Below are 20,769 nucleotides of genomic sequence, written 5' to 3'. Positions count from 1 at the left end.
GCTTAAAATGGTTAATTTCAAACTGATTCTAAAAATGTAATTTCATTAGAAATGCAGGGTTAGTTTTTTTGGGGAAATTAAAAACCTGGAAACATTGATTTGCCGTTAAAAGCAAGTTCGTGTTTCGGGTTTTTATGTTTATGGGCCGACCGTACGGATTCCGAAATCACCTTATTGAATAATCATCGAAGTGCTTTCGCGAACGGTTTCCTCTCATGGGAAAAAGAAAGTTGAAGGAATCTTATCTTAATTACCCTGAAAACTGCAAGGGTGATTTTCAATGCATGCAGATTAGGATTTTTGATCGCAACGATCGGGCTTCAGGAACTTCTTTTTAAAATAAACAGCAAAACACTTGACAAGGCCTCTTTCACGATAGTATATTTGCACTTTATTTATTATTCAGAAGAAACTCTGAATTCTAACTTCTAATTTCAAATTCATAAAAAAACATGAAGTTATCCAATTTTAATTTTAACCTTCCGGCTGAACTTTTAGCCGAATTTCCTGCAGAAAACAGAGACGAATCTCGTTTAATGGTTGTAAACAGAAAAACACAAACCATTGAGCACAAGTTGTTCAAAGATGTGTTGGATTATTTCGGGGAAGGTGATGTGATGGTTTTAAACAATACAAAAGTTTTCCCTGCACGTCTTTACGGAAATAAGGAAAAAACCGGTGCAAGAATCGAAGTGTTTTTGCTGCGCGAACTTAATGCCGAGCAACGTTTGTGGGATGTATTGGTTGATCCGGCGAGAAAAATCCGTATCGGTAATAAATTATATTTTGGAGACGACGATTCGTTGGTGGCAGAGGTTATCGATAATACAACTTCCCGTGGAAGAACGTTGCGTTTCTTATACGATGGTTCGTATGAGGAATTCCGCGCGAAATTATTGGAATTGGGAGAAACTCCGATACCGAAATACATCAATCGTGAGGTAACTCCGGAAGATGCGGAACGTTATCAGACAATTTATGCCAAAGAGGAAGGAGCGGTTGCAGCACCAACTGCCGGTTTGCATTTCTCAAAGCATCTGATGAAACGCCTGGAAATTAAAGGGGTAGAATTTGCTGAAGTGACGCTTCACGTAGGTTTGGGGACTTTCAATCCGGTAGAAGTGGAAGATTTGTCAAAACACAAAATGGATTCGGAAGAATTAAAAATCACTCAGGAAGCATGTGATATTGTCAATAAAGCGAAGTTGAATAAAAAACGTGTTTGCGCGGTGGGTACCACAACGATGCGTGCCATGGAAAGTTCGGTTTCTTCCTCAAAGACTTTAAATTCTTTTGAAGGATGGACCAATAAATTTATTTTCCCTCCCTATGATTTCAGTGTTGCGGATTGCATGATTACCAATTTCCATACACCAAAGTCAACTTTACTGATGATGATTTCAGCGTTTTGCGGACACGATTTGATGCGTAAGGCATATGATGAAGCAATAAAAGAAGGTTATAAATTCTATTCGTATGGTGATGCCATGCTGATTTTATAATTTTAAATAGCATACATTTCGAAAATCCGATCTCTCTGAGGTCGGATTTTTTTTTGGAGTGGGTTTTGCTGTTTTTTAATAAAAAACATTGTTTTTATTAGTTTTTTTGAGAAAACAATAATTTTGTATGCTTTCATAACACTTTAAATAGGAAGGGTTGTAAAAGTGTTGAAAATCAAGCAAAAAATATAATTATGAGTACTTTTTTTTATTACTTTTACGCCCCTATTAAAAACTAATTATCGATGAATTTCGAAAATACACGTGAATTTGCACGAGAACTTGACGCTAAAGACGAGTTAAGAAACTACAGAGACGAATTTATTTTTCCGAAAGTTAACGGGAAACAAGTTATTTATTTTACCGGAAATTCTCTTGGATTACAACCAAAGCGAACCAAAGCTTATGTGGATGAAATTATGAACGACTGGGGCAATCTTGCCGTTGAAGGTCATTTTTATGCCGATAAACCATGGTGGGATTACCACGAACGTTTTGCAGCACCACTGAGTAAAATTGTGGGAGGGCTTCCTAGTGAAATAGCAGTAATGAATACGTTAACCGTTAATCTTCATCTGATGATGGTTTCTTTCTATCGGCCTACTGCGCAAAAATATAAAATCATTTGCGAGGAAAAAGCGTTTCCGAGTGACCAATACATGTTTCAGAGTCAGGTTAAATTCCACGGATACGACCCCAAAGATGCGATAGTGGAAATTAAGCGTCGTGAAGGGGAACACAATATCCGTCTGGAAGATGTTTTGGCTAAAATCGAAGAAGTCGGAGATGAATTGGCGTTGGTCTTAATCGGGGGTGTAAATTATTATACCGGTCAGGTTTTTGACATGAAAACTATTACTGCGGCAGGACATAAATTCGGAGCCTATGTGGGTTGGGATCTGGCACATGCTGCCGGAAACGTTAAATTGGAACTCCATAACTGGGATGTTGATTTCGCTGCCTGGTGCAGTTATAAGTATATGAATTCGGGTCCCGGAAATGCGTCGGGATGTTTCGTGCATGAAAAGCATCATAACAATGCGGATTTGCCTCGATTTGCCGGATGGTACGGTCACAATAAGGAGCGTCGATTTAAAATGGAACCCGATTTTAGCCCGGTTAACGGTGCGGACGGATGGCAAATAAGTAATTTGCCGGTTTTGTCTTTAGCGCCTTATCTGGCATCCGTGGAGATGTTTTCCGAAGTAGGAATGGATAAATTGATAGAAAAGAGAAATCTTCTTACCGCATACCTGGAATTTATACTTGGAGAAGTGGATAAGGAAATCGAAGGAACAGAATTTGAAGTTATCACGCCTGCTAATCAGGACGAAAGAGCTTGTCAGTTGTCTGTTTTCCTTCACGGTCAGGGAAGAACTTTGTTTGAATATTTAATGAAAAGCGGTGTGATTACCGACTGGCGCGAACCGAACGTAATCCGTTTGGCTCCGGCTCCTTTCTATTGCTCGTTTGAAGATATGTATGAATTCGGGCAGATACTGAAAAAAGGAATTTTAGTAAAGGATGAATCCCTGGTTTAATTTGGTTTTATAAAATGACAAAAGAACAGATATTAGAGAATTTTGATCCGTCTCAACCAGGTTTGGCAGATGCTACCGTTTTTGGGTTGCCTTTTTCGGCAGAACAAAGTGAAATCATTGTAATTCCGGTTCCATGGGAAGTAACGGTAAGCTACGGAGCAGGAGCTTCGGAAGGACCGGACGCCATTATGGATGCTTCTTTTCAGGTGGATTTAAACCATCAGGAGTTTCCGGAATTATGGAAATTGGGAATTTATATGGATGAAGCACCAAGTCATTGGGCTAAAAATTCTGAAAAATATAAAGGATTGGCACAGCCGATTATCGAGGCTTTGGAAGCAGGTGAAGATGTTTCGGCATTCCCGGCTTTACAATCGGATTTGGATAAAATAAACAAAGCCTGCAAGGACATGAATGAAGAGGTGAAAAACCGCGTTCTTCATTGGATGAACCAAGGCAAAAAAGTGGTTCTTTTAGGGGGTGATCACAGTACGCCGCTTGGTTATTATCAGGCAATGGCAACCAAACACGATTCATTCGGAATTCTGCATTTGGATGCACACATGGATTTGCGAATCGCTTATGAAGGTTTTACGTATTCCCATGCATCCATCATGTACAATGCGCTACAGATTCCGCAGATTTCTAAAATCGTTCAGGTGGGAATCCGTGATTTCTGTGAACAGGAAGTGGAAGTGGCTCTAAAAGACCGTGTTTTGGTCCATACGGATATGGATTTAAAACAGGAAGCATTCGAGGGGAAAACATGGCAGCAGCAATGCGACCACATTATCGCTTCGTTACCTGAAAAAGTGCTTGTCTCATTTGATATCGACGGAATGTTTCCTTGGTATTGTCCAAATACGGGAACACCGGTTCCGGGAGGATTTTCATTTGAACAGGCTGCTTATTTGTTAAGCCGTCTTGCGGAAACCGATAAGGAAATCATCGGGTTTGACTTGGTGGAAGTGGTACCTGGCGATGATGACTGGGACGGTAATGTAGGTGCACGAATGTTGTTTCACATGTGCGGTGTGTTGGCAAAATCGCAGCAACTTAATGTCGGAAAGAAAATAAAATTCAACAGATAAACTGAAATCCTCCTTAGTGGGGATTTTCTTTTTTTAAGAAAGCGCTTTTCTGATGATTATCAGTTTCAATAAATAATTATTAAGTAAATTTACACTCTATTTCAAGAAAATTTCGATGCAGACTCCCCAAAAAATAGCTGTAGTGGGTTCCGGATTGGTTGGGACACTATTGGCGATTTACCTTAAAAAAGCAGGGCATACCGTTCATGTTTACGACAGAAGTCCCGATATCAGAAACGTTGCGTTTTCCGGTCGTTCCATTAATCTGGTAATGTCAGACAGAGGATGGCGCACTCTGGAGGAAATAGGTCTTGAAGAAGAGATTAAGAAAATCGGGATTCCAGTTGACAAACGCGCCATTCACATGCTTGGCAGCGAACTGAGTTATCAGCACTACGGAAAAGACGGTGAAGCGATTTTCTCATTGTCACGCGGCGTGCTGAATCGCAAAATGGTGGATCTTGCCGAAAAAGCGGGAGTGGAGTTTTTCTTCAACAAAAAAGTGTGGGATGTCACTCTGGCCACGGCAACGCTACATGAGGGCGATACCGAAAGAGGTGAGTGGGAAGAGTTGGATTATGACATCGTTTTTGGTGCCGATGGTGCTTTTTCGAGAGTCCGTCACCGCATGCAGCGTCAGAGCATGTTCAACTATTCACAGGATTTTATCCGCGTAGGTTATAAAGAACTGCACATTCCCGCCAACGAAGACGGAACGCATAAAATAGATAAAAACTCACTGCACATTTGGCCGAGAGGCGAGTTCATGCTTATGGGACTGGCAAATCCCGACGGAAGTTTTACGTGCACGCTTTTCATGCCGCATGAAGGTGAGAATTCGTTTGAGAACCTGAAAGACAAAGAGACATTAGTTGCTTTTTTCGCCAAGCATTTTCCCGATACCAAAGAGGTGATTCCGGATTTGGTGGAGGACTTCTTTAAAAACCCGACGAGTTATCTGGTAACCATGAAATGCTACCCATGGGCGTATGAGGATAAAGTGGCCCTGATAGGCGATGCGGCTCACGCGATTGTTCCTTTTTATGGTCACGGAATGAATGCCGGTTTTGAGGATATTACGATTCTAAATCAGTTGATGGGGAAATACGGTGACGACTGGAAGACCATTTTTGAGGAATACCAGAAATCCCGCAAACCAAATACCGATGCGATAGCCGAACTTTCCTATCGCAATTTCATGGAAATGAGTACCAAAACTGCTGATGTGAAATTTCATCTGCAGAAAAAAATTGAAAAATGGTTCTCGGAAAGACATCCGGACAAATGGATTCCCTTATACAGTAGAGTAACCTTCAGTCATCAACCATATTCAGAGGCATTGGCAGAAGGCGACAAGCAAAATAAAATCATGGAAGAAATCATCAACATGGAAAGTATCGAACAAATCTGGGATACCGAAGTGGTTGAACAAAGAATATTAGAACTGTTAAAAAAATAAAGAGGCATAGCCTCTTTTTTTATGCTTCACGATGTACTAAATCCATACTGAAAGCCGGAGTACAGACTGCAATGTATTCGCACGGTTCCTCAAACGGGTTGGAATACTGCACCCGAACGTTGCGTTCAATTTTAATAGACTGACCGGCTTCCAGAATAACCGTTGTGCCATCAATAATAAATTGCTTTTTTCCTTTAATAATATAGGTGTATTCGTCAAATTCAGGCGTTTGAAAGGGTTCGCTCCAACCTGGCGGTGCAATCATGTGCGCAATGGATATTTCTTTATTGTTCGTAGTTGCTAATCCATGATGTTCTTCTATGACTTTGCCATCAGTAGTGGGAACCACAAAAGGGATTTTTTGAATAAAATATTTTTTCATAAAATTACTTCTTAAATATAAAATACACCGCCAATACCAAAAAGCAAAACCCTACGGCATGATTCCACCGGAACGTTTCATTTTTGAAAAAAAGCATTGAGAAAATCATAAAGACAATTAAGGTGATGACTTCCTGAATTACTTTTAGTTGCATAAGTGAAAAAGGACCGCCATTGCCTTCAAATCCTATTTTGTTGGCAGGCACCTGAAAACAATATTCAAAAAAAGCCAATCCCCAGCTGATCAGAACAATCGTGATTAACCCGGCATTCTCAAACCATTTCAGTTCCTTGAATTTCAAATGGCCGTACCAGGCTAAAGTCATAAAAACATTGGATAAAATCAATAGGCCAATAGTGAAAAACGATCTCATTATTTTTTAAACATTTTCATTAGAATTCCGAATGCCCCGCGGATGAAAGTGGCACTGGTGACCACCTTAACCACTGATTTTCCGATTGTTTCCGTTGTACTTGGTTCGCTTTTTCTTTGCTTTTCTTCGGCTTTGATCGTTTCTTCGGCTTGTGCTTGTTGAGTGGCTTTTTCGATTTTGGCCGTCAGTATTTCATAGGCGCTCTCATTGTCAATCACCTGATTGTATTTTTTGGCCAATTTCGAATTGCTGATAATGGTACTGATTTCGGTATCGGATAATATGTCCATTCGGCTCATTGGGGCACGCATCATACAGGCTACAAGCGGCGTTGGAACCCCTTTTTCGTTTAAAGCCGTTACAAAAGCTTCTCCGATTCCCAATTGGGTAATTACGTCTTCCGTTTTATAAAAATCGGATAACGGATAGTTTTCGGCAGTCATTTTTATGGCTTTCCGGTCATTTGCTGTAAAGGCCCGTAAGGCGTGTTGGATTTTCAGACCCAATTGAGCCAATACGCCTGCCGGAACATCGGTTGGATTTTGGGTGATGAAATAAACTCCAATGCCTTTGGAGCGGATCAGTTTTACGATGGTTTCAATCTGATCCAATAGGGCTTTGCTGGCCTGGTCGAAAATCAGGTGCGCTTCATCAATGAAAATGACCAATTCGGGTCTTTCACTGTCGCCGATTTCAGGCATCTGTTGGTATACTTCGGCCAACAAACTCAGCATGAAGGTTGAAAATAATTTTGGTTTATCTTGAATGTCTGTCAGCCGAATGATGTTCACGTACCCGTTTCCGTTTTCGTCTATACGCATTAAATCATCTATGTCAAAAGACAATTCTCCAAAGAACAAATCACCGCCCTGCTGTTCCAGTTCGATTACTTTTCTCAAAATGGAACCGGTGGATGCCGTTGAAATCCGACCATAATTGGCTTCGAATTCTTCTTTACCTTCATCAGTTGCAAATTGAAGTACTTTTTTGAAGTCTTTTAGATCCAGAAGTGGAATTTTATTATCGTCACAATATTTGAAAATAACCGCGACTACGCCTCCCTGTGTATCGTTCAAGTCGAGGATTCTGGAAAACAATACCGGTCCGAATTCAGAAACTGTGGCACGTAATCGTACGCCGTTTTGTTCTGATAGGGTCATTAATTCCACTGGGAAAGCTTTCGTCTGATAAGGGATGCCGATTTTCGCATGACGTTCGGTTATAAAAGACTTCTCCTCGCCGGCAGCAGCGATTCCTGAAAAATCACCCTTAATATCCATCATCAGCACCGGAATTCCGTTCTGGGATAACTGTTCTGATAAGACCTGTATGGTTTTTGTTTTTCCGGTTCCGGTGGCTCCGGCTATTAATCCGTGACGGTTGATTGTTTTTAAAGGAATTTTTATCACTGTCTCCGGAATGGACTCTCCGTTGAGGATGGCTCCCCCTAATATAATGGCGTCCTCTTTACAGTTGTAACCGTTGTTGATCTCTTGAATGAATTTTTCAGTTGACATATTTCGTAAATTTGTGTGGATTGGACGAATTCAAACCAAATATAGGAATAGTAAAACTAAAGAAAATAATGATATTGTCAGGTAAAGATTAGAAAAAAACGGAAACTTTAAAATAATATAAACAATAAGGCGTTATTAAATTTACATAGACGTAACAAATGTTCGGTAAATTCAAACAAAACTTGTTTTCAGTGTTAAATAATTCTTATGAACAGTTGAAAAAAAACTGATTTTATTTTTTTTTTTGGGTTAAAAACATAAATTTGCGACACTCATAAACAGATTTTTGAATTATGGGACAATAGTTATAATAAAATAGAAAAACTAAAATTAAAAAAAATGACAAACGTATCTAACGAAACTGTTGAAAATGGAGCTAGCGCAAAAGGGTCAAACGTGTTTGCAGGCTTAGCAATTGTAATCTGTTTAGTAATTGGATTTCTAATATGGAAATTCGTTATGGGTCACGCATCTAACTTTGAAAATGGTGATAATACCGGTCACCCGCTACCAGGAAACTATTTAGGAATGGTTTATAAGGGAGGTTTCATTGTACCGATGTTGATGGGCTTGTTTTTAATGGCAGTTGTATTCTCTTTTGAGAGATACTTCGTGATTACAAAAGCGGCTGGTAAAAACAATGTTGAGAAATTTGTTAAAAATGTACAGGTTTTAATCGGACAAGGTAAAATTGAAGAGGCTATCGCTGAGTGTGATGCACAACAAGGTTCAGTTGCTAATGTGGTTAGAGCTGGTTTGACTAAATATCAGGAAGTGAGAAAAGAAGGTTTCGACAGCGAAAAAGCTACAGAAACTATTCAAAAAGAAATTGAAGAGGCTACTTCATTGGAAATGCCAATGTTGGAGAAAAATATGACGATCATTGCTACTTTGGTATCAATCGGTACGTTAATGGGATTATTAGGAACGGTATCGGGGATGATTAAAGCGTTCTCTGGATTAGCTGCTGCAGGTGCTCCTGACCAGGCTGCGTTAGCAACAGGTATCTCTGAGGCACTTATTAATACAGCAACAGGTATCGGTACTTCTACATTGTCTATCATCATGTACAATGTGTTTACATCTAAAATTGATAAATTAACTTACTCTATCGACGAGGCTGGTTTTGCTATCACGCAAGCATACAGACGTATGAAAGCTCGTGTATAATCACGCGCACATTTAGAGAGTTAATTATTAATTTGTTGCGAAGGATGTTGGTATGTGCCACATGTCTTTGTGACTAAAACAAAATCGAAAATGGCAAAAGTAAAAATGTCAAAACAGAGTACGAAGATTGATATGACGGCTATGTGTGACGTAGCGTTCCTATTGCTTTCTTTCTTCGTAATGACATCTACAGCTAAAGTGCCTGAGCCACTTCCGGTTGATACTCCTGCGTCTACAGTGCAAACCAAATTGCCGGATGCGGATTTAGCAACCATTACCATTGGTAAGGAGAAAGTGTTCTTTGGTATGATTGGTCAAGATATCCGTAGAGATGCCTTGGGTAAAATAGCTGAGAAATACAGCGTTCAGTTTACAGAAGAAGAAATAAAACGTTTTTCTTTGATTGACGGATTCGGTGTTCCGGTTGGAAATCTGAAAAAATTGATCAGTCTGACGGGTGAAGAGCGTAACAAAGAAGGTCTGCAGCCGGGGATTCCATATGATTCAATTGATAATCAGTTGAACGAATGGGTTTTGGCAGCGCGTTATGCTACTAAAGAGTTGCATGGTGAGGAGCTTAAAATTGCGATCAAAGCTGACGGTAAAGAAGAATATCCTACTGTTAAGAAGGTGATTGATATTCTTCAGAAACAAAAAGTTAACAAGTTTTTCTTAGTCACCGGTTTGCGAACTGATGATTTTTAATTAAAAAAAATACTGTAAAATGGCAGAATTAAATAGCGGCGATGGCGGTGGCAAGAAGAAAGGTCATGTAAGAAGTAAGAAACAGAATGCGGGTGTCGATTTGACAGCAATGGTGGATTTGGCATTCCTTTTGATTACTTTCTTCATGCTTACAACGTCATTGTCTAAGCCACAGTCCATGAATTTGGCAATGCCGGATAAAGAGGACAAGCCTAAAGACCAACAAGAAAAACTTGATGTGTCTGAAGACAGAACGATGACTTTGTTGTTGGGTGAGAAAAACCAATTGGTATGGTACTACGGTTTGCCGACAGCACCTATTGAAGGACCTACCAAGGTAGGGTACGGTAAAAACGGTGTCCGCAAGGAATTGTTGGCTAAGAAAGAAACAGTTAAAGCCAAGTATGCTTCACAACCAAAGAAGCAGGATTTGATTGTTCTGATTAAGGCAAGTAAAAAATCTACGTACAGAAATTTAGTTGATATTCTGGACGAGATGGCTATCGCAAATGTTAAAATCTATGCGATTGTAGATATAACACCAGAAGAAAACGCAATGTTGAAGAAAGAGGAGATCCTTTCGGAGTAATTTTTTTTCAATCATTTAAAAAGTAAAAATCATGTCAAAATTAAACTTATTTAAGACGGAGTGGATTGATATAATCTTTGAAGGTCGTAATAAGGCATATGGTGCTTATCAATTGCGTTCAGAAAGTCCTAAAACCACATCAAGAGCTTTATTGATTGGAGCCTTTTTGTTTGCTTCTGCTATTGCAGCGCCGGTAATCGAAAACATTATCAGTGCGCGATTGGCTAAGGGTAAAGAGGAAAATATGGACAAAGTAATTGAAACAGCATTATTACCACCACCTCCTCCAAAAGAAGATTTGCCACCACCACCACCACCTGAACCACCTAAATCGGTGAACGATCAGGTAAAATTTCCGCCACCTGAAGTGGTAAAAAAGGAATTGGTTCGTGATGAAGATCCGCCAACAGTGGAAGATTTAAAAGACGCCGATCCTGGTCAAAAGGATATTAAAGGTGATAAAGATGCAGAAATTGTTATCAATCAGCCTGCCGGTGAAGGTGAAAAAGGAAATCAGGTAGTAGAAGCGGATGACAAAACGATATACGTCGCGGTAGAAGTACAGGCTGGTCCAAACGGAGGTATGCCTGCATTCTATAAAAAGTTCGCAAGTTCTTTCAATGCGCCGGAAGTAGATGAAGGTGTTTCTCAGATTCGAGTGATGTTAAGTTTCGTTGTTGAAAAAGACGGAAGTTTTACAGATGTAAAAGTATTGAGAGATCCAGGATACGGTGCAGGAAAAGAAGCTATTCGTGTTTTGAAAAGCATGCCAAACTGGAAACCGGCTATTCAGAACGGTCGTTCGGTAAGATCGCAGTTTACATTACCAATTACCATTCAGGTAGCACAGTAATATGAAATTATTTCAGAATTTTAAACAGAAATCGCCACAACAGCGATTTCTGTTTGTTTTAGGGCTTCTCTTTTTAGGATTATATGTGTTTTTAGGAGTAACTTTGTTTGTCTGGAAAAGCATGCCTGTGGAGATACCCTATACGCGAAGAATTATTTTGGGGGTGATATTAATTGTTTATGCAGCGTTTCGTTTCGTGCGTTTGCAACAAGTTGATCAATAGATGAAAAATTACATTTCAATTGTCCTGCTCATGATATTTTTGGTAGGCTGTAAAGAAAAAAATGCCGCTTCCGCAGAGGCTAGGGAAACCGCAGTGTCGGGCACAGCTACCATATTGGTGGATGAAACCATTTTTCCCGTGATAGAGGATGTTGCCATTCTTTTTGAAAACCAGTATACCCGAACTAAAATCAATTTAGTGAGTAAATCCGAAACAGAGATACTTAACATGATTCAGAAGGATAAGGGGCAGATAGCCATCATGGCAAAAACCCTCGACTCCACAGAAATCAGTTATTACAACAAGGTTCAAAAAGTATATCCAAGGATAACCGAATTCGGTTCGGATGCCGTTGCTTTTATAGCAAATACGAATCGTGTCGATTCCACTTTGGTTTTAAACGATGTGCTGCATCTTTTAAAAGGTGGAAGTTCCGCTAAAATCAAATCACTGGTTTTCGATAATCCGAATTCAAGTACGGTCAGCACATTAAAAACAATGGCAGGAATCAAAGACTTGCCGAAACAAAATGTTTTTGCCATGAATTCCAGCAAAGAAGTAGTGAAATACGTTACGGAAAATGAAGGGGCAATCGGAATTTTAGGAATCAACTGGTTGCTGCAGCCCACAACGGATCTCGCATCGTATGCTTCTAAAATTAAGGTACTGGCTGTTGAAAATGTTAAAATTAATGCAAATAATACGTTTATTAAGCCCAACCAAACTAATATTGCGGATGGAAGCTATCCTGTTACCCGAAAACTTTATTTGTTAAATTTTCAGGGCACTTCTGGTTTAGGCATGGGATTTGCTTCGTATCTTGCAGGACATCAAGGGCAGCGGATTATTTTGAAATCCGGATTGATTCCAAAGCGTTTTCCTACCCGTCAGATTGCGGTAAGGAATAAAGTAGAATAGTAAAGAATAACCAAAAACGAATTTAGAAATGAGAAATGCTAAAGTTTTAAGTTTAGTATTGTCAGCAATCTCAACAGCAGTCTTCGCTCAGGATTTGGAGCAGGCAAAAAAAGCTATTGATGCGGAACAATATGACAAGGCCAAAAAAATATTAAGAGGATTGGTGAAAAACAGTCCAGATAACGGAAAGAATTTCTTCTACCTTGGGGATGTTTACCTTAGGGAAGCGAAGGCGGATTCTGCTGTTATGATTTTTAATAAGGGTCTTGCTGCTAAAGATAAAGGGACTTTAAATTATATCGGTTTAGGGCAAATCGATTTGGATAACAAAAAAGCTTCAGCTCAGGCAAACTTCGACAAGGCAACAGCCAATATCAAGAAAAAAGACGTCGAAGAATTATTACTGGTTGCAAAGGCACATACCAATTCTGAAAACCCGGATTATAAAAAAGCCATAGAGATCACCAATAAAGCGTTGTTGATTGACGACAAAAATCCAATCGCTTATTTAACGATGGGGGATGCCCAAAAAGGCGATAAAAATGCAGGTGAGGCTTTCAGGGCTTATGAAACTGCTTACGAATATGATAAATCATTATTAATTGCCCGCGTTAAATATGCTGCAATTAATAAGGGTGCCAAAAACTTTACAGAAGCTGTTAAATTACTGAACGGTGTTATTGCAACCGATGCGAATTTCGGCCCTGCGTACCGCGAGTTGGCAGAAACCTATTATTTCTGGGGTAGTACTGAGCCTGCGAAATACGACGAATACATCAAAAAAGCATTACAGTATTATGAGAAATACATGAGCTTAACCGATTATTCGGTGGAATCCCGTATGCGTCACGCCGATTTCCTAATCTTAGCTAAAGATTACAAAGCATTGGAGATCGAAGCGAACGAAATGAAAAAACTGGATAAGGTGAATCCGCGTATCTTGCGTTACTTAGGTTATGCAGCGTATGAAAACGGAAATTATGCTGAAAGTTCCAAAGCCATGACCGAGTTTTTTGCTAAAGTGGAACCGAAGAGAATCATCGCTCGCGATTACCTTTATTTAGGATTAACCAAAATGGCCGAAGCTAAAAAAGCGGACGGTACCTATGACGAAAAAATCTTCAACGAAGGTGTGGCCGAATTGAACAAAGCCGTTGAAAAAGACCCGGTAATTGCCAGTGAACTGAACCCGCTTGGTCAGAAAATGTTCAAAGAGAAATTATACAAAAACGCGTCAAGATTATTCGAGGTGGCCATCAAAAACCCGAAATCGAAAAATTACTTCGCGGATAATTTCTACTTAGGATACGCTTTGTACTTCGATTACGATCCGAAAACATCTCCAAAAGACCAATTGGTAAAAGCGGATGCAGCCTTTTCTAAGGTAATCGAATTGAATGCGTCAACTCAGGATGCCCACCTGTTCAAAGCAAGAGCCAATGAGGCGATGGATACAACAGAATCTAAAAAGGTCGCTTTGGTAGCTTATGAAGAATATGTGAAATTGGTGAATGCGAAGGGTGATGCTGAAAAATCAAAACCTGTCGTTAAGAAAAATTTAATCGAGGCTTATACTTTCGTGGGTGCGCATTATGCGAATAGTGCAGACAAAGCCAAAGCAATCGAGAATCTTGAGAAATTGCTGGCCATCGATCCTGCCAATGCTTATGCAACAAAAACGTTAAAAGCGCTTAAAGCTTAATACGATACAAATCAATTCAAAACCGATGACGAAAGTTGTCGGTTTTTTTTTGGAGCGTCCCGATAGCTATCGGGAGGTTTGCGCCTTCTTGCCATCCCTGTTCCTGCTGTCCGCTGTATCTTTTGTGGATCTCGTTAAAAAACGAGATCCACAAAAGGATGCCGCTCCCATCAGGGCTGGGAAAGAACTTTTGGATTCTTTGTTAGCGAACCCTTAAAAAGCTAACAATCTAATTTTCAAATTGCTTACCTTTGCAGACTATTTTATACAAAATGTTGAAAAAAGAAATACAGATAGCGGTGGAAAAAGGCGAAATGCTGCCTTTAATGGAGGAATTTTATACCATTCAGGGAGAAGGGTACCATACCGGAACGGCGGCCTATTTCATCCGTATTGGTGGGTGTGATGTGGGTTGTCACTGGTGCGATGTAAAAGAAAGCTGGAATGCCGAACTGCATCCGCCAACAGCTACCGATGTTATCGTGGCCAATGCCAAAAAATATGCGGAAACCGTTGTGGTAACCGGAGGAGAACCGTTAACCTGGGACATGACGGTTTTAACAACCAAACTGAAAGAACAAAATTTACGCGTACATATCGAGACTTCCGGAGCTTATCCGGTAACCGGAACCTGGGACTGGTTTTGCCTTTCACCAAAGAAAACCAAACTTCCTGTTGATGATGCTTATAAAACAGCGCACGAGCTGAAAGTCATCATTCACAACAAACACGATTTCATTTTTGCTGAGGAGCAGGCTGCTAAAGTTAACGATAAGGCAATTTTGTTTTTACAGCCGGAGTGGAGCAAAAAGGAAGAAATGACACCTTTAATTGTGGATTATGTTATGAATAATCCGAAATGGCGTGTATCTTTACAAACGCATAAATACCTTAATATTCCATAACAGGATATAACCAACAACAAAAAAATAATGAAAAAAGTAATTTTAACGTTCGCATTTGTTTTAGTGGCGAATTTAGGAATGGCACAAACCAATGAAGCCTTCAAAAAAGATGTATTAAAGCTAATTGAAGTTACCGGTTCGGCTGGGCAGATGAAAGTAGCTAAAGACCAGATTCTGAAAATGGTTCCGAAAGAGAAACACGCTGCCTTTTTGGTTGAATTCGAGGCGACCATGCCGGCATTGTATGATAAAATGGCTGAAATATACATGCAGGAATATACTCAGGAAGATATCAAAGCTATTTTGAAATTCTATGAAACGCCAATCGGAAAGAAAATGTCTGAAAAAGCAGGGATAATTGCAGAGAAAAATATGGCAGCAGGCCAAGAGTGGGGAATGGGCTTGCAAGGCATGATGATGAAATACATGCAATAAGAAATCTTAACAATCAATAAAAAAATCCCAAGCTATATTAGTTTGGGATTTTTTTATTTTTAAAATTCAATTTTAAAGGTTTGTCAATCGAGCCAGATAATCATAATGCTCACCTTCCAAAATGAGTTCACATTGTAGTCCGTTGGCATGAGCCGCATTCTGTAGCGTATTGTAATCAATGTACATCCAGTCAAAAGGCTCTTCTTTTTCCCCTTTGTAGGACACATTGAAAACCACTTCTCCGTAATAGGCCGTATCGTTCGGAATCCATTTTCCGCCATCTTCATCCTCATCAAACATGTAAATGATATCCGAACTGTCCAATAGAATCTGACCATTTTCGGTTATCAGTGATTTTAACTTCTGTAGAAATCCTGCAACTTTATTAAGTTTTCCGCACATGCCAGCCCCATTCATCATCAGTAAAATGGTGTCGTAGGTTTCATCATTCAATTCCATCACATTCTGAACCCGGGCATTTTTTACACCGCGGAGTTCACAGGCCTTAATCGCATTGGCGGAAATATCAATGGCAGTTACGTCAAGATTCCGTTCGTTTTGCAGATACAAAGCATGACTTCCGGCACCACAACCAATATCCAATACTTTTCCTTTCGCCAGATCCAAAGCTTTTCGCTCCATTTTTGGCATTTCTTTGTAACCGCGAAACAAGTAGGCAACACTCATTTCATCGGCTTCCGATATGGAGGTTTCGGTAATTAAATCTTCCGGGGAATTACCGGTTTGGTAATCCAGTATGGCTTTTCCGAAAAGGTCTTTCATTGTTGGTAATGTGTTAATGTGGTTATTTGTTTGTCTGAATTGAGTAATTTTGCAAAGTTGTTTTCCGAATAAACGGATAACCGAATACACAAATGCTCAAACCGTCTTTAAACGAAATTCAAAAGTTGGCCAAAGATAAGCATAACGAAAACAAAAAGTATTTCGATAAGCTTAAAAAGAAAACGCCCAAGAATCTGGACTACGTGATGCAGGATCTGCACGATGCCGAATTCAAACGTACAGACTGTCTGGAATGTGCCAATTGCTGTAAAACCACCGGCCCGCTTTTCACTTCGGCCGATATTGAGCGCATAGCAAAACATCTGAAACAGAAACCACAACAGTTTATTGATCAATACCTTCGCATTGATGAAGATAAGGATTACGTATTGCAAAGTGTACCGTGTACGTTTTTGGATGCCGAAAACTATTGCATGATTTATGATGTGCGTCCTAAAGCGTGCCGTGAATTCCCACACACCGACAGAAAGAAGTTTCAGCAAATCTCTAATCTGACACTAAAAAATGTTGCCATTTGCCCGGCGGCCTACAATATTGTGGAAGAAATGAAAAAGAAATTGCCGTTGTAGCAAATAAATTATGTTGGACTGATCCTTTTTTCAAATGATAAAAAAAACATACAAATCCAAAATAGATGTAGGGCTGCCTATATTGATAATTTCAGGTTTGATACCTTCTCTTGTAATAGGTATACGTGAAATGGATTGGGTGATTTTGGTTATTTTGGGATCAAGTGTAGCTTTTTCGTCTTATCTGTTTTTGAACACAGATTACAGTATTACAGATAATAATTTGAATGTAAGATGTGGTTTTATGATTAACAAGAACATTTTGATTTCGGCGATTCGGTCAGTCCAAAAAACAGACAGTATGCTAAACGCTCCGGCATGTTCCTTTACCGATAGGATTGAAGTACTGTACAATCAGTCTGACAGCGTTGTCATTTCTCCAAAAGAAAGAGAAGAGTTTATAAAAGAACTTCTTAAAGTAAATCCGAATATTCAGGTAAAATTGTAATCATGGCAAAATTTAAATCCATCCGTCCCATCTTGTCAACCAACGAACTCAATGAAACCATCGCGTTTTACGTAAATGTTTTGGGATTTACCTGTGCCGAATACAATGAGGACTGGGGGTGGGCCGCATTACATAAAGACGATGCCGAAATCATGCTGGCCAAACCCAACGAACATGTTTCTTTTGAAAAACCAACGTTTACCGGTTCGTTTTATATTAATGTGGTTAATGTGGATGAACTTTGGGAAGCCTTGAGAGACAAATGTAACATCTGTTACGAAATCGAAACCTTCGAATGGGGCATGCGCGAATTTGCTGTTTATGACAATAATGGATATCTGCTTCAATTTGGAGAGGAGATAGTCTAATGAACTTGATGTTCAGATAAAAAAAAAACAAGGTATTTAAAACACAGATTCCACAAATTTGCACAAATTGATCTGTGTAAATCTGTGGAATCTGTGTTTGATTTTTTATTTGTTGACCTTTTGCAGGATGTGTCTGTTAATTGCTAAGAAGTATGAGTTCTGTGTTAGTGCAATCAAGACACTTTTTTTATTCACCATATATAAGGTACGCTTTTCGCATTGTCTTAAAATCAGCAATTCCTTTTTCCCAACTTTTTCTGATTTCTTTTTCGGAAATTCCGGTTTCAATCTGTTGCTGCAGTTTTTTGGTTCCCGCCAACTTCGTAAAAAAATCATTAAAGAATTTTGATTTATCACTCGTGGTCTGATAGGCTTTAATCAGCCATTTCAATTCCAGTTGTTTTACTTTTTCAATCTTCGATAAATCCTCACCATAACAGGTTTTGCCATTATGCGTCGGATCTTTAGCGCCTAAATTCGGACCGGGAACAAAGCTGAAATCGCTTTTAGGTAAGAAAGGTGAGCCGTAAAGCTGAAATTGTTTATCGGTGCCGCGACCCATGCTTATATTGGTACCTTCAAACAAACACAAACTCGCATACAAGTTGATAGCCTGGTCGTTCGGTAAATTCGGAGACGGTTTCACCGGTAAACTGTATGTCATGTTTCGGTTGTAGTTCAAGCACGGAATCACTGTCAGTTTGCATTGCACTCCATTTTTCAGCCATTTTTCACCATTAATCATTTTTGCATATTCTCCAATCGTCATGCCATGTAAAACAGGAATCGGATGCATACCTACAAAACTTGTATGCTCTTTTTCCAGAATCGGACCATCAATAATGCTGCCGTTCGGATTCGGTCGGTCTAATACAATGAGTTGGATGTTGTTTTCAGCACAGGCTTCCATCACATAATGCAACGAAGAAATATAGGTGTAGAACCGCGCACCCACATCCTGTAAATCGAAAATCATAATGTCAATTCCGGCCAATTGCTCCGGTTTCGGTTTTTTATTGTTTCCGTATAGTGAAATGATTGGTAATCCTGTTTTGGTGTCTTTTCCGTCTTTGATCAATTCGCCTGCATCGGCAGTACCACGAAAACCGTGTTCCGGTGCATAAATTTTCTGAATATCGATTTTCTTCCCAAGCAAAAAATCAACCAAATGCGTTTTGTCGGAAAGGATTCCCGTCTGATTCGTTACAATCCCTGCTTTCTTATTCTTTAATAATGGAAGATAAGCGGTGTAATTATCAGCTCCTGTTTTTATTTCAGCTGTTATAAGAGGGTTTTCTTCTTGGTTCTTGCTTCCTGCTTCTCTCCCCTTAATCGAATTTCCACAGGAGACTATCGATAAAACCAAGAATAAAACTGTATTTTTGAGGACCGAATTTGAAATCATATACTTTGAAATTAGAATATTTTATAGCCAAAAGACTTGTTACTACCAAAAACTATAAAAGTAGTATATCTGCACCAATTATAAAAATTGCCATAGCTGCAATTGCCATTGGAATGGTTATGATGATTGTTTCCATCGCAACGGGTATTGGACTTCAGCAAAAAATACGCCAGAAAGTCTCAGCTTTTAACGGTCATGTCATTATTTCCAATTACGACGACAACCAATCGGAAGTCAGCGTGGAGCCGATTTCGATTCACCAGGATTTTTATCCTCAGTTTAAAAGTGTTGAAGGTATCAGTCATATTCAGGCTGTGGCGACCAAAGCGGGAATCATCCGAACCGAAAATGCATTCGAAGGTATCGTTTTTAAAGGTGTCGGAAAAGATTTTCAATGGGAAAACCTGCAGGAGTACATCGTCAGCGGAAAAATTCCCGATCTTAAAAACAATCTGAACCCCGAAGTTGTCATATCCGAATACCTTGCGAACCGACTTCAGTTAAAAGTGGGCGATAAGTTCAATACTTTTTTCATGAAAGAAGAGGGGAAGCTGCCCAATCTTCGTAATTTTAAAATTGTGGGGATTTACAATTCCGGTTTTCAGGAATTCGACGCTGCTTATGTAATAGGGGATATCCGTCATGTGCAACGCATCAACAAATGGCAAAAGGGTGAAGTTGGTGCTTTTGAAGTTTTTGTCGATGATTTTTCCATGATAAAAGAAAAAGGAGAAGAGATTTATGATGCCATACCGCCTACCTATAACAGTATTACCATAGAGGAGAAGTATTTTAATATTTTCGAATGGTTAAAACTGTTCGACTTTAATATTATCGTCATTCTGATTATCATGATTGTTGTGGCTACCATTAATATGGTGGTGGCGTTGTTGGTGCTCATTCTGGAACGTACCCAAATGATCGGTATTCTGAAAGCAGTTGGCGCCAATAATTGGTTAGTGCGAAAAATATTTCTGTACAATGCCGGCCATCTGATTCTTCGCGGTTTATTTTGGGGCAATCTTGTTGGTATTGGCGTGTTGCTTATTCAGAAGTATTTCGGCATCGTTAAACTTAACCCCGAAAATTATTATGTAACAGAAGCACCAGTCGCTATTGATATACCTTATATAGTAGCGCTGAACGTCGGAACCGTTTTGGTTTGTCTTCTGGTTTTGTTAATTCCGTCCTATATAATAACTAAAATTTCTCCGGTCAAAGCCATCCGATTCGATTAGGAGCGAATGGTTCGGGTATTTTTGCGATCCATATTCCCGCTTTCCGTTGCAATTCCTCCGCTGCGCTGCGGGATTTCCACTGCAATCGGGGCTAGGGGAGAGAGGTTGTTACTTTTTTGCAGTCATTTGAATTATGCGGTCAATCCGGTTTGCTGTAATTTCAATACTATAGTTTAATTATGAAGTTATCTTTTTTAGGGTTTCTGTATACGTATATTATAGGTAGCCGATAATGATTTTTCCTCAGTACCTACTATATATAGTGTACCCAAGAGTAATTTTCCTCAGCCCCTTAGTGTCTCAGTGCTTCAGAACCTTTGTTTCTGACAGTGATTTTCCTTAGTATCTTAGCACTTCAATCCCTCGGTACCTTTATATATTGTATAGTCAATTGTGATTTTTCCTCAGTTCCTTAATGTTTCAGTGCCTCAGAATCTTTGCAAGTAACAATGCTTTTCCCTTAGCGCCTCAGTCACTCAGTTCCTCAGCGCCTTTTTTTTAAAAAAAACTTTCCTTCTTTAAGAAATGGTTATCAGTGAGTTAAGGGAAATCTCGAAAAAAAGAATAAAAAA

The 20,769-nt window shown here is 39.5% G+C and carries 22 protein-coding genes; 17 read left to right on the top strand and 5 right to left on the bottom strand.

The window, feature by feature from the left end; translation table 11 throughout:
- Positions 1 to 452 precede the first annotated feature (452 nt).
- From queA to FLJC2902T_RS00095, 4 genes are all read left to right on the top strand, one after another.
- A complete protein-coding gene (queA, locus tag FLJC2902T_RS00110; RefSeq protein ID WP_023577739.1) occupies positions 453 to 1,502 on the top strand; it encodes a tRNA preQ1(34) S-adenosylmethionine ribosyltransferase-isomerase QueA in 1,050 nt (349 codons plus the stop codon).
- 245 nt (positions 1,503 to 1,747) lie between these two features.
- Positions 1,748 to 3,043 carry a kynureninase gene (kynU, locus tag FLJC2902T_RS00105; protein ID WP_023577737.1) on the top strand — a complete coding sequence of 432 codons (1,296 nt, stop codon included), beginning with the start codon at positions 1,748 to 1,750 and terminating at the stop codon, positions 3,041 to 3,043.
- 14 nt (positions 3,044 to 3,057) lie between these two features.
- Complete coding sequence (locus FLJC2902T_RS00100) at positions 3,058 to 4,134, top strand: agmatinase family protein (RefSeq protein WP_023577736.1); 1,077 nt, start codon at positions 3,058 to 3,060, stop codon at positions 4,132 to 4,134.
- A gap of 115 nt (positions 4,135 to 4,249) precedes the next feature.
- Positions 4,250 to 5,593, top strand: coding sequence for an FAD-dependent oxidoreductase (locus tag FLJC2902T_RS00095; RefSeq protein ID WP_023577735.1), 1,344 nt, complete (start codon positions 4,250 to 4,252; stop codon positions 5,591 to 5,593).
- 19 nt (positions 5,594 to 5,612) lie between these two features.
- Here the strand turns inward: FLJC2902T_RS00095 and FLJC2902T_RS00090 are convergent, their stop codons facing one another.
- The 3 genes from FLJC2902T_RS00090 to FLJC2902T_RS00080 are packed head-to-tail and all read right to left on the bottom strand — an operon-like array spanning position 5,613 to position 7,865.
- Positions 5,613 to 5,975, bottom strand: a complete 363-nt coding sequence (locus FLJC2902T_RS00090) for a cupin domain-containing protein (RefSeq protein ID WP_023577734.1) — start codon at positions 5,973 to 5,975, stop codon at positions 5,613 to 5,615.
- A gap of 4 nt (positions 5,976 to 5,979) precedes the next feature.
- Positions 5,980 to 6,348, bottom strand: coding sequence for a DMT family protein (locus FLJC2902T_RS00085; RefSeq protein WP_035676489.1), 369 nt, complete (start codon positions 6,346 to 6,348; stop codon positions 5,980 to 5,982).
- Positions 6,348 to 7,865 (bottom strand): helicase HerA-like domain-containing protein, encoded by a 1,518-nt coding sequence (locus FLJC2902T_RS00080; RefSeq protein WP_023577732.1) that lies wholly within the window; start codon positions 7,863 to 7,865, stop codon positions 6,348 to 6,350. Before FLJC2902T_RS00080 ends, FLJC2902T_RS00085 begins: the two co-directional genes overlap by 1 nt.
- Before the next feature lie 339 nt (positions 7,866 to 8,204).
- Between FLJC2902T_RS00080 and FLJC2902T_RS00075 the strand changes: the two genes are divergently transcribed.
- The 9 genes from FLJC2902T_RS00075 (at position 8,205) to FLJC2902T_RS00035 (ending at position 15,365) form a co-directional block, all read left to right on the top strand.
- Positions 8,205 to 9,035, top strand: a complete 831-nt coding sequence (locus tag FLJC2902T_RS00075; RefSeq protein WP_023577731.1) for a MotA/TolQ/ExbB proton channel family protein — start codon at positions 8,205 to 8,207, stop codon at positions 9,033 to 9,035.
- A gap of 90 nt (positions 9,036 to 9,125) precedes the next feature.
- Positions 9,126 to 9,740 (top strand): ExbD/TolR family protein, encoded by a 615-nt coding sequence (locus FLJC2902T_RS00070; protein WP_023577730.1) that lies wholly within the window; start codon positions 9,126 to 9,128, stop codon positions 9,738 to 9,740.
- A gap of 19 nt (positions 9,741 to 9,759) precedes the next feature.
- Positions 9,760 to 10,329: an ExbD/TolR family protein gene (locus FLJC2902T_RS00065; protein ID WP_023577729.1), complete on the top strand. Its 570-nt coding sequence runs from the start codon at positions 9,760 to 9,762 to the stop codon at positions 10,327 to 10,329.
- 31 nt (positions 10,330 to 10,360) lie between these two features.
- The gene (locus FLJC2902T_RS00060) at positions 10,361 to 11,182 is read left to right on the top strand and encodes an energy transducer TonB (protein ID WP_023577728.1); all 822 of its coding nucleotides are present in this window, start codon (positions 10,361 to 10,363) and stop codon (positions 11,180 to 11,182) included.
- Between the two features lie 223 nt (positions 11,183 to 11,405).
- Positions 11,406 to 12,323, top strand: a complete 918-nt coding sequence (locus tag FLJC2902T_RS00050; protein WP_023577726.1) for a substrate-binding domain-containing protein — start codon at positions 11,406 to 11,408, stop codon at positions 12,321 to 12,323.
- A 28-nt stretch (positions 12,324 to 12,351) separates the two neighbouring features.
- Entirely contained in the window at positions 12,352 to 14,025 is a 1,674-nt protein-coding gene (locus FLJC2902T_RS00045; RefSeq protein ID WP_023577725.1) for a tetratricopeptide repeat protein, read from the top strand.
- 25 nt (positions 14,026 to 14,050) lie between these two features.
- A complete protein-coding gene (locus FLJC2902T_RS16160; RefSeq protein ID WP_155958834.1) occupies positions 14,051 to 14,242 on the top strand; it encodes a hypothetical protein in 192 nt (63 codons plus the stop codon).
- A 55-nt stretch (positions 14,243 to 14,297) separates the two neighbouring features.
- Entirely contained in the window at positions 14,298 to 14,930 is a 633-nt protein-coding gene (locus FLJC2902T_RS00040) for a 7-carboxy-7-deazaguanine synthase QueE (RefSeq protein ID WP_035676485.1), read from the top strand.
- 27 nt (positions 14,931 to 14,957) lie between these two features.
- Complete coding sequence (locus FLJC2902T_RS00035; protein ID WP_023577723.1) at positions 14,958 to 15,365, top strand: DUF2059 domain-containing protein; 408 nt, start codon at positions 14,958 to 14,960, stop codon at positions 15,363 to 15,365.
- 72 nt (positions 15,366 to 15,437) lie between these two features.
- Here FLJC2902T_RS00035 and FLJC2902T_RS00030 read toward each other — a convergent pair whose 3' ends face one another.
- Complete coding sequence (locus tag FLJC2902T_RS00030; RefSeq protein ID WP_023577722.1) at positions 15,438 to 16,148, bottom strand: class I SAM-dependent methyltransferase; 711 nt, start codon at positions 16,146 to 16,148, stop codon at positions 15,438 to 15,440.
- 92 nt (positions 16,149 to 16,240) lie between these two features.
- On the opposite strand from FLJC2902T_RS00030, the gene FLJC2902T_RS00025 reads away from it, so the two are divergent.
- From FLJC2902T_RS00025 to FLJC2902T_RS00015, 3 genes are read left to right on the top strand one after another with little or no spacing between them, the layout of a single operon-like run.
- Positions 16,241 to 16,738 carry a YkgJ family cysteine cluster protein gene (locus tag FLJC2902T_RS00025; protein ID WP_023577721.1) on the top strand — a complete coding sequence of 166 codons (498 nt, stop codon included), beginning with the start codon at positions 16,241 to 16,243 and terminating at the stop codon, positions 16,736 to 16,738.
- Positions 16,739 to 16,772: 34 nt separating this feature from the next.
- Entirely contained in the window at positions 16,773 to 17,186 is a 414-nt protein-coding gene (locus FLJC2902T_RS00020) for a PH domain-containing protein (RefSeq protein ID WP_051364213.1), read from the top strand.
- A gap of 2 nt (positions 17,187 to 17,188) precedes the next feature.
- Positions 17,189 to 17,554 carry a bleomycin resistance protein gene (locus FLJC2902T_RS00015; RefSeq protein WP_023577719.1) on the top strand — a complete coding sequence of 122 codons (366 nt, stop codon included), beginning with the start codon at positions 17,189 to 17,191 and terminating at the stop codon, positions 17,552 to 17,554.
- A 187-nt stretch (positions 17,555 to 17,741) separates the two neighbouring features.
- Here the strand turns inward: FLJC2902T_RS00015 and FLJC2902T_RS00010 are convergent, their stop codons facing one another.
- Entirely contained in the window at positions 17,742 to 18,959 is a 1,218-nt protein-coding gene (locus FLJC2902T_RS00010; RefSeq protein WP_023577718.1) for an exo-beta-N-acetylmuramidase NamZ family protein, read from the bottom strand.
- Positions 18,960 to 18,964: 5 nt separating this feature from the next.
- Here FLJC2902T_RS00010 and FLJC2902T_RS00005 point away from each other — a divergent pair, with 5 nt between their 5' ends.
- Positions 18,965 to 20,197, top strand: a complete 1,233-nt coding sequence (locus FLJC2902T_RS00005) for an ABC transporter permease (RefSeq protein WP_023577717.1) — start codon at positions 18,965 to 18,967, stop codon at positions 20,195 to 20,197.
- Positions 20,198 to 20,769: the final 572 nt, after the last annotated feature.

Origin of the sequence: Flavobacterium limnosediminis JC2902 (assembly GCF_000498535.1) — a bacterium.
Classification (GTDB): Bacteria; Bacteroidota; Bacteroidia; order Flavobacteriales; family Flavobacteriaceae; genus Flavobacterium; species Flavobacterium limnosediminis.
Note: the sequence above shows the minus strand (reverse complement) of the source record. Positions and strands in the feature narration are given on the sequence as shown.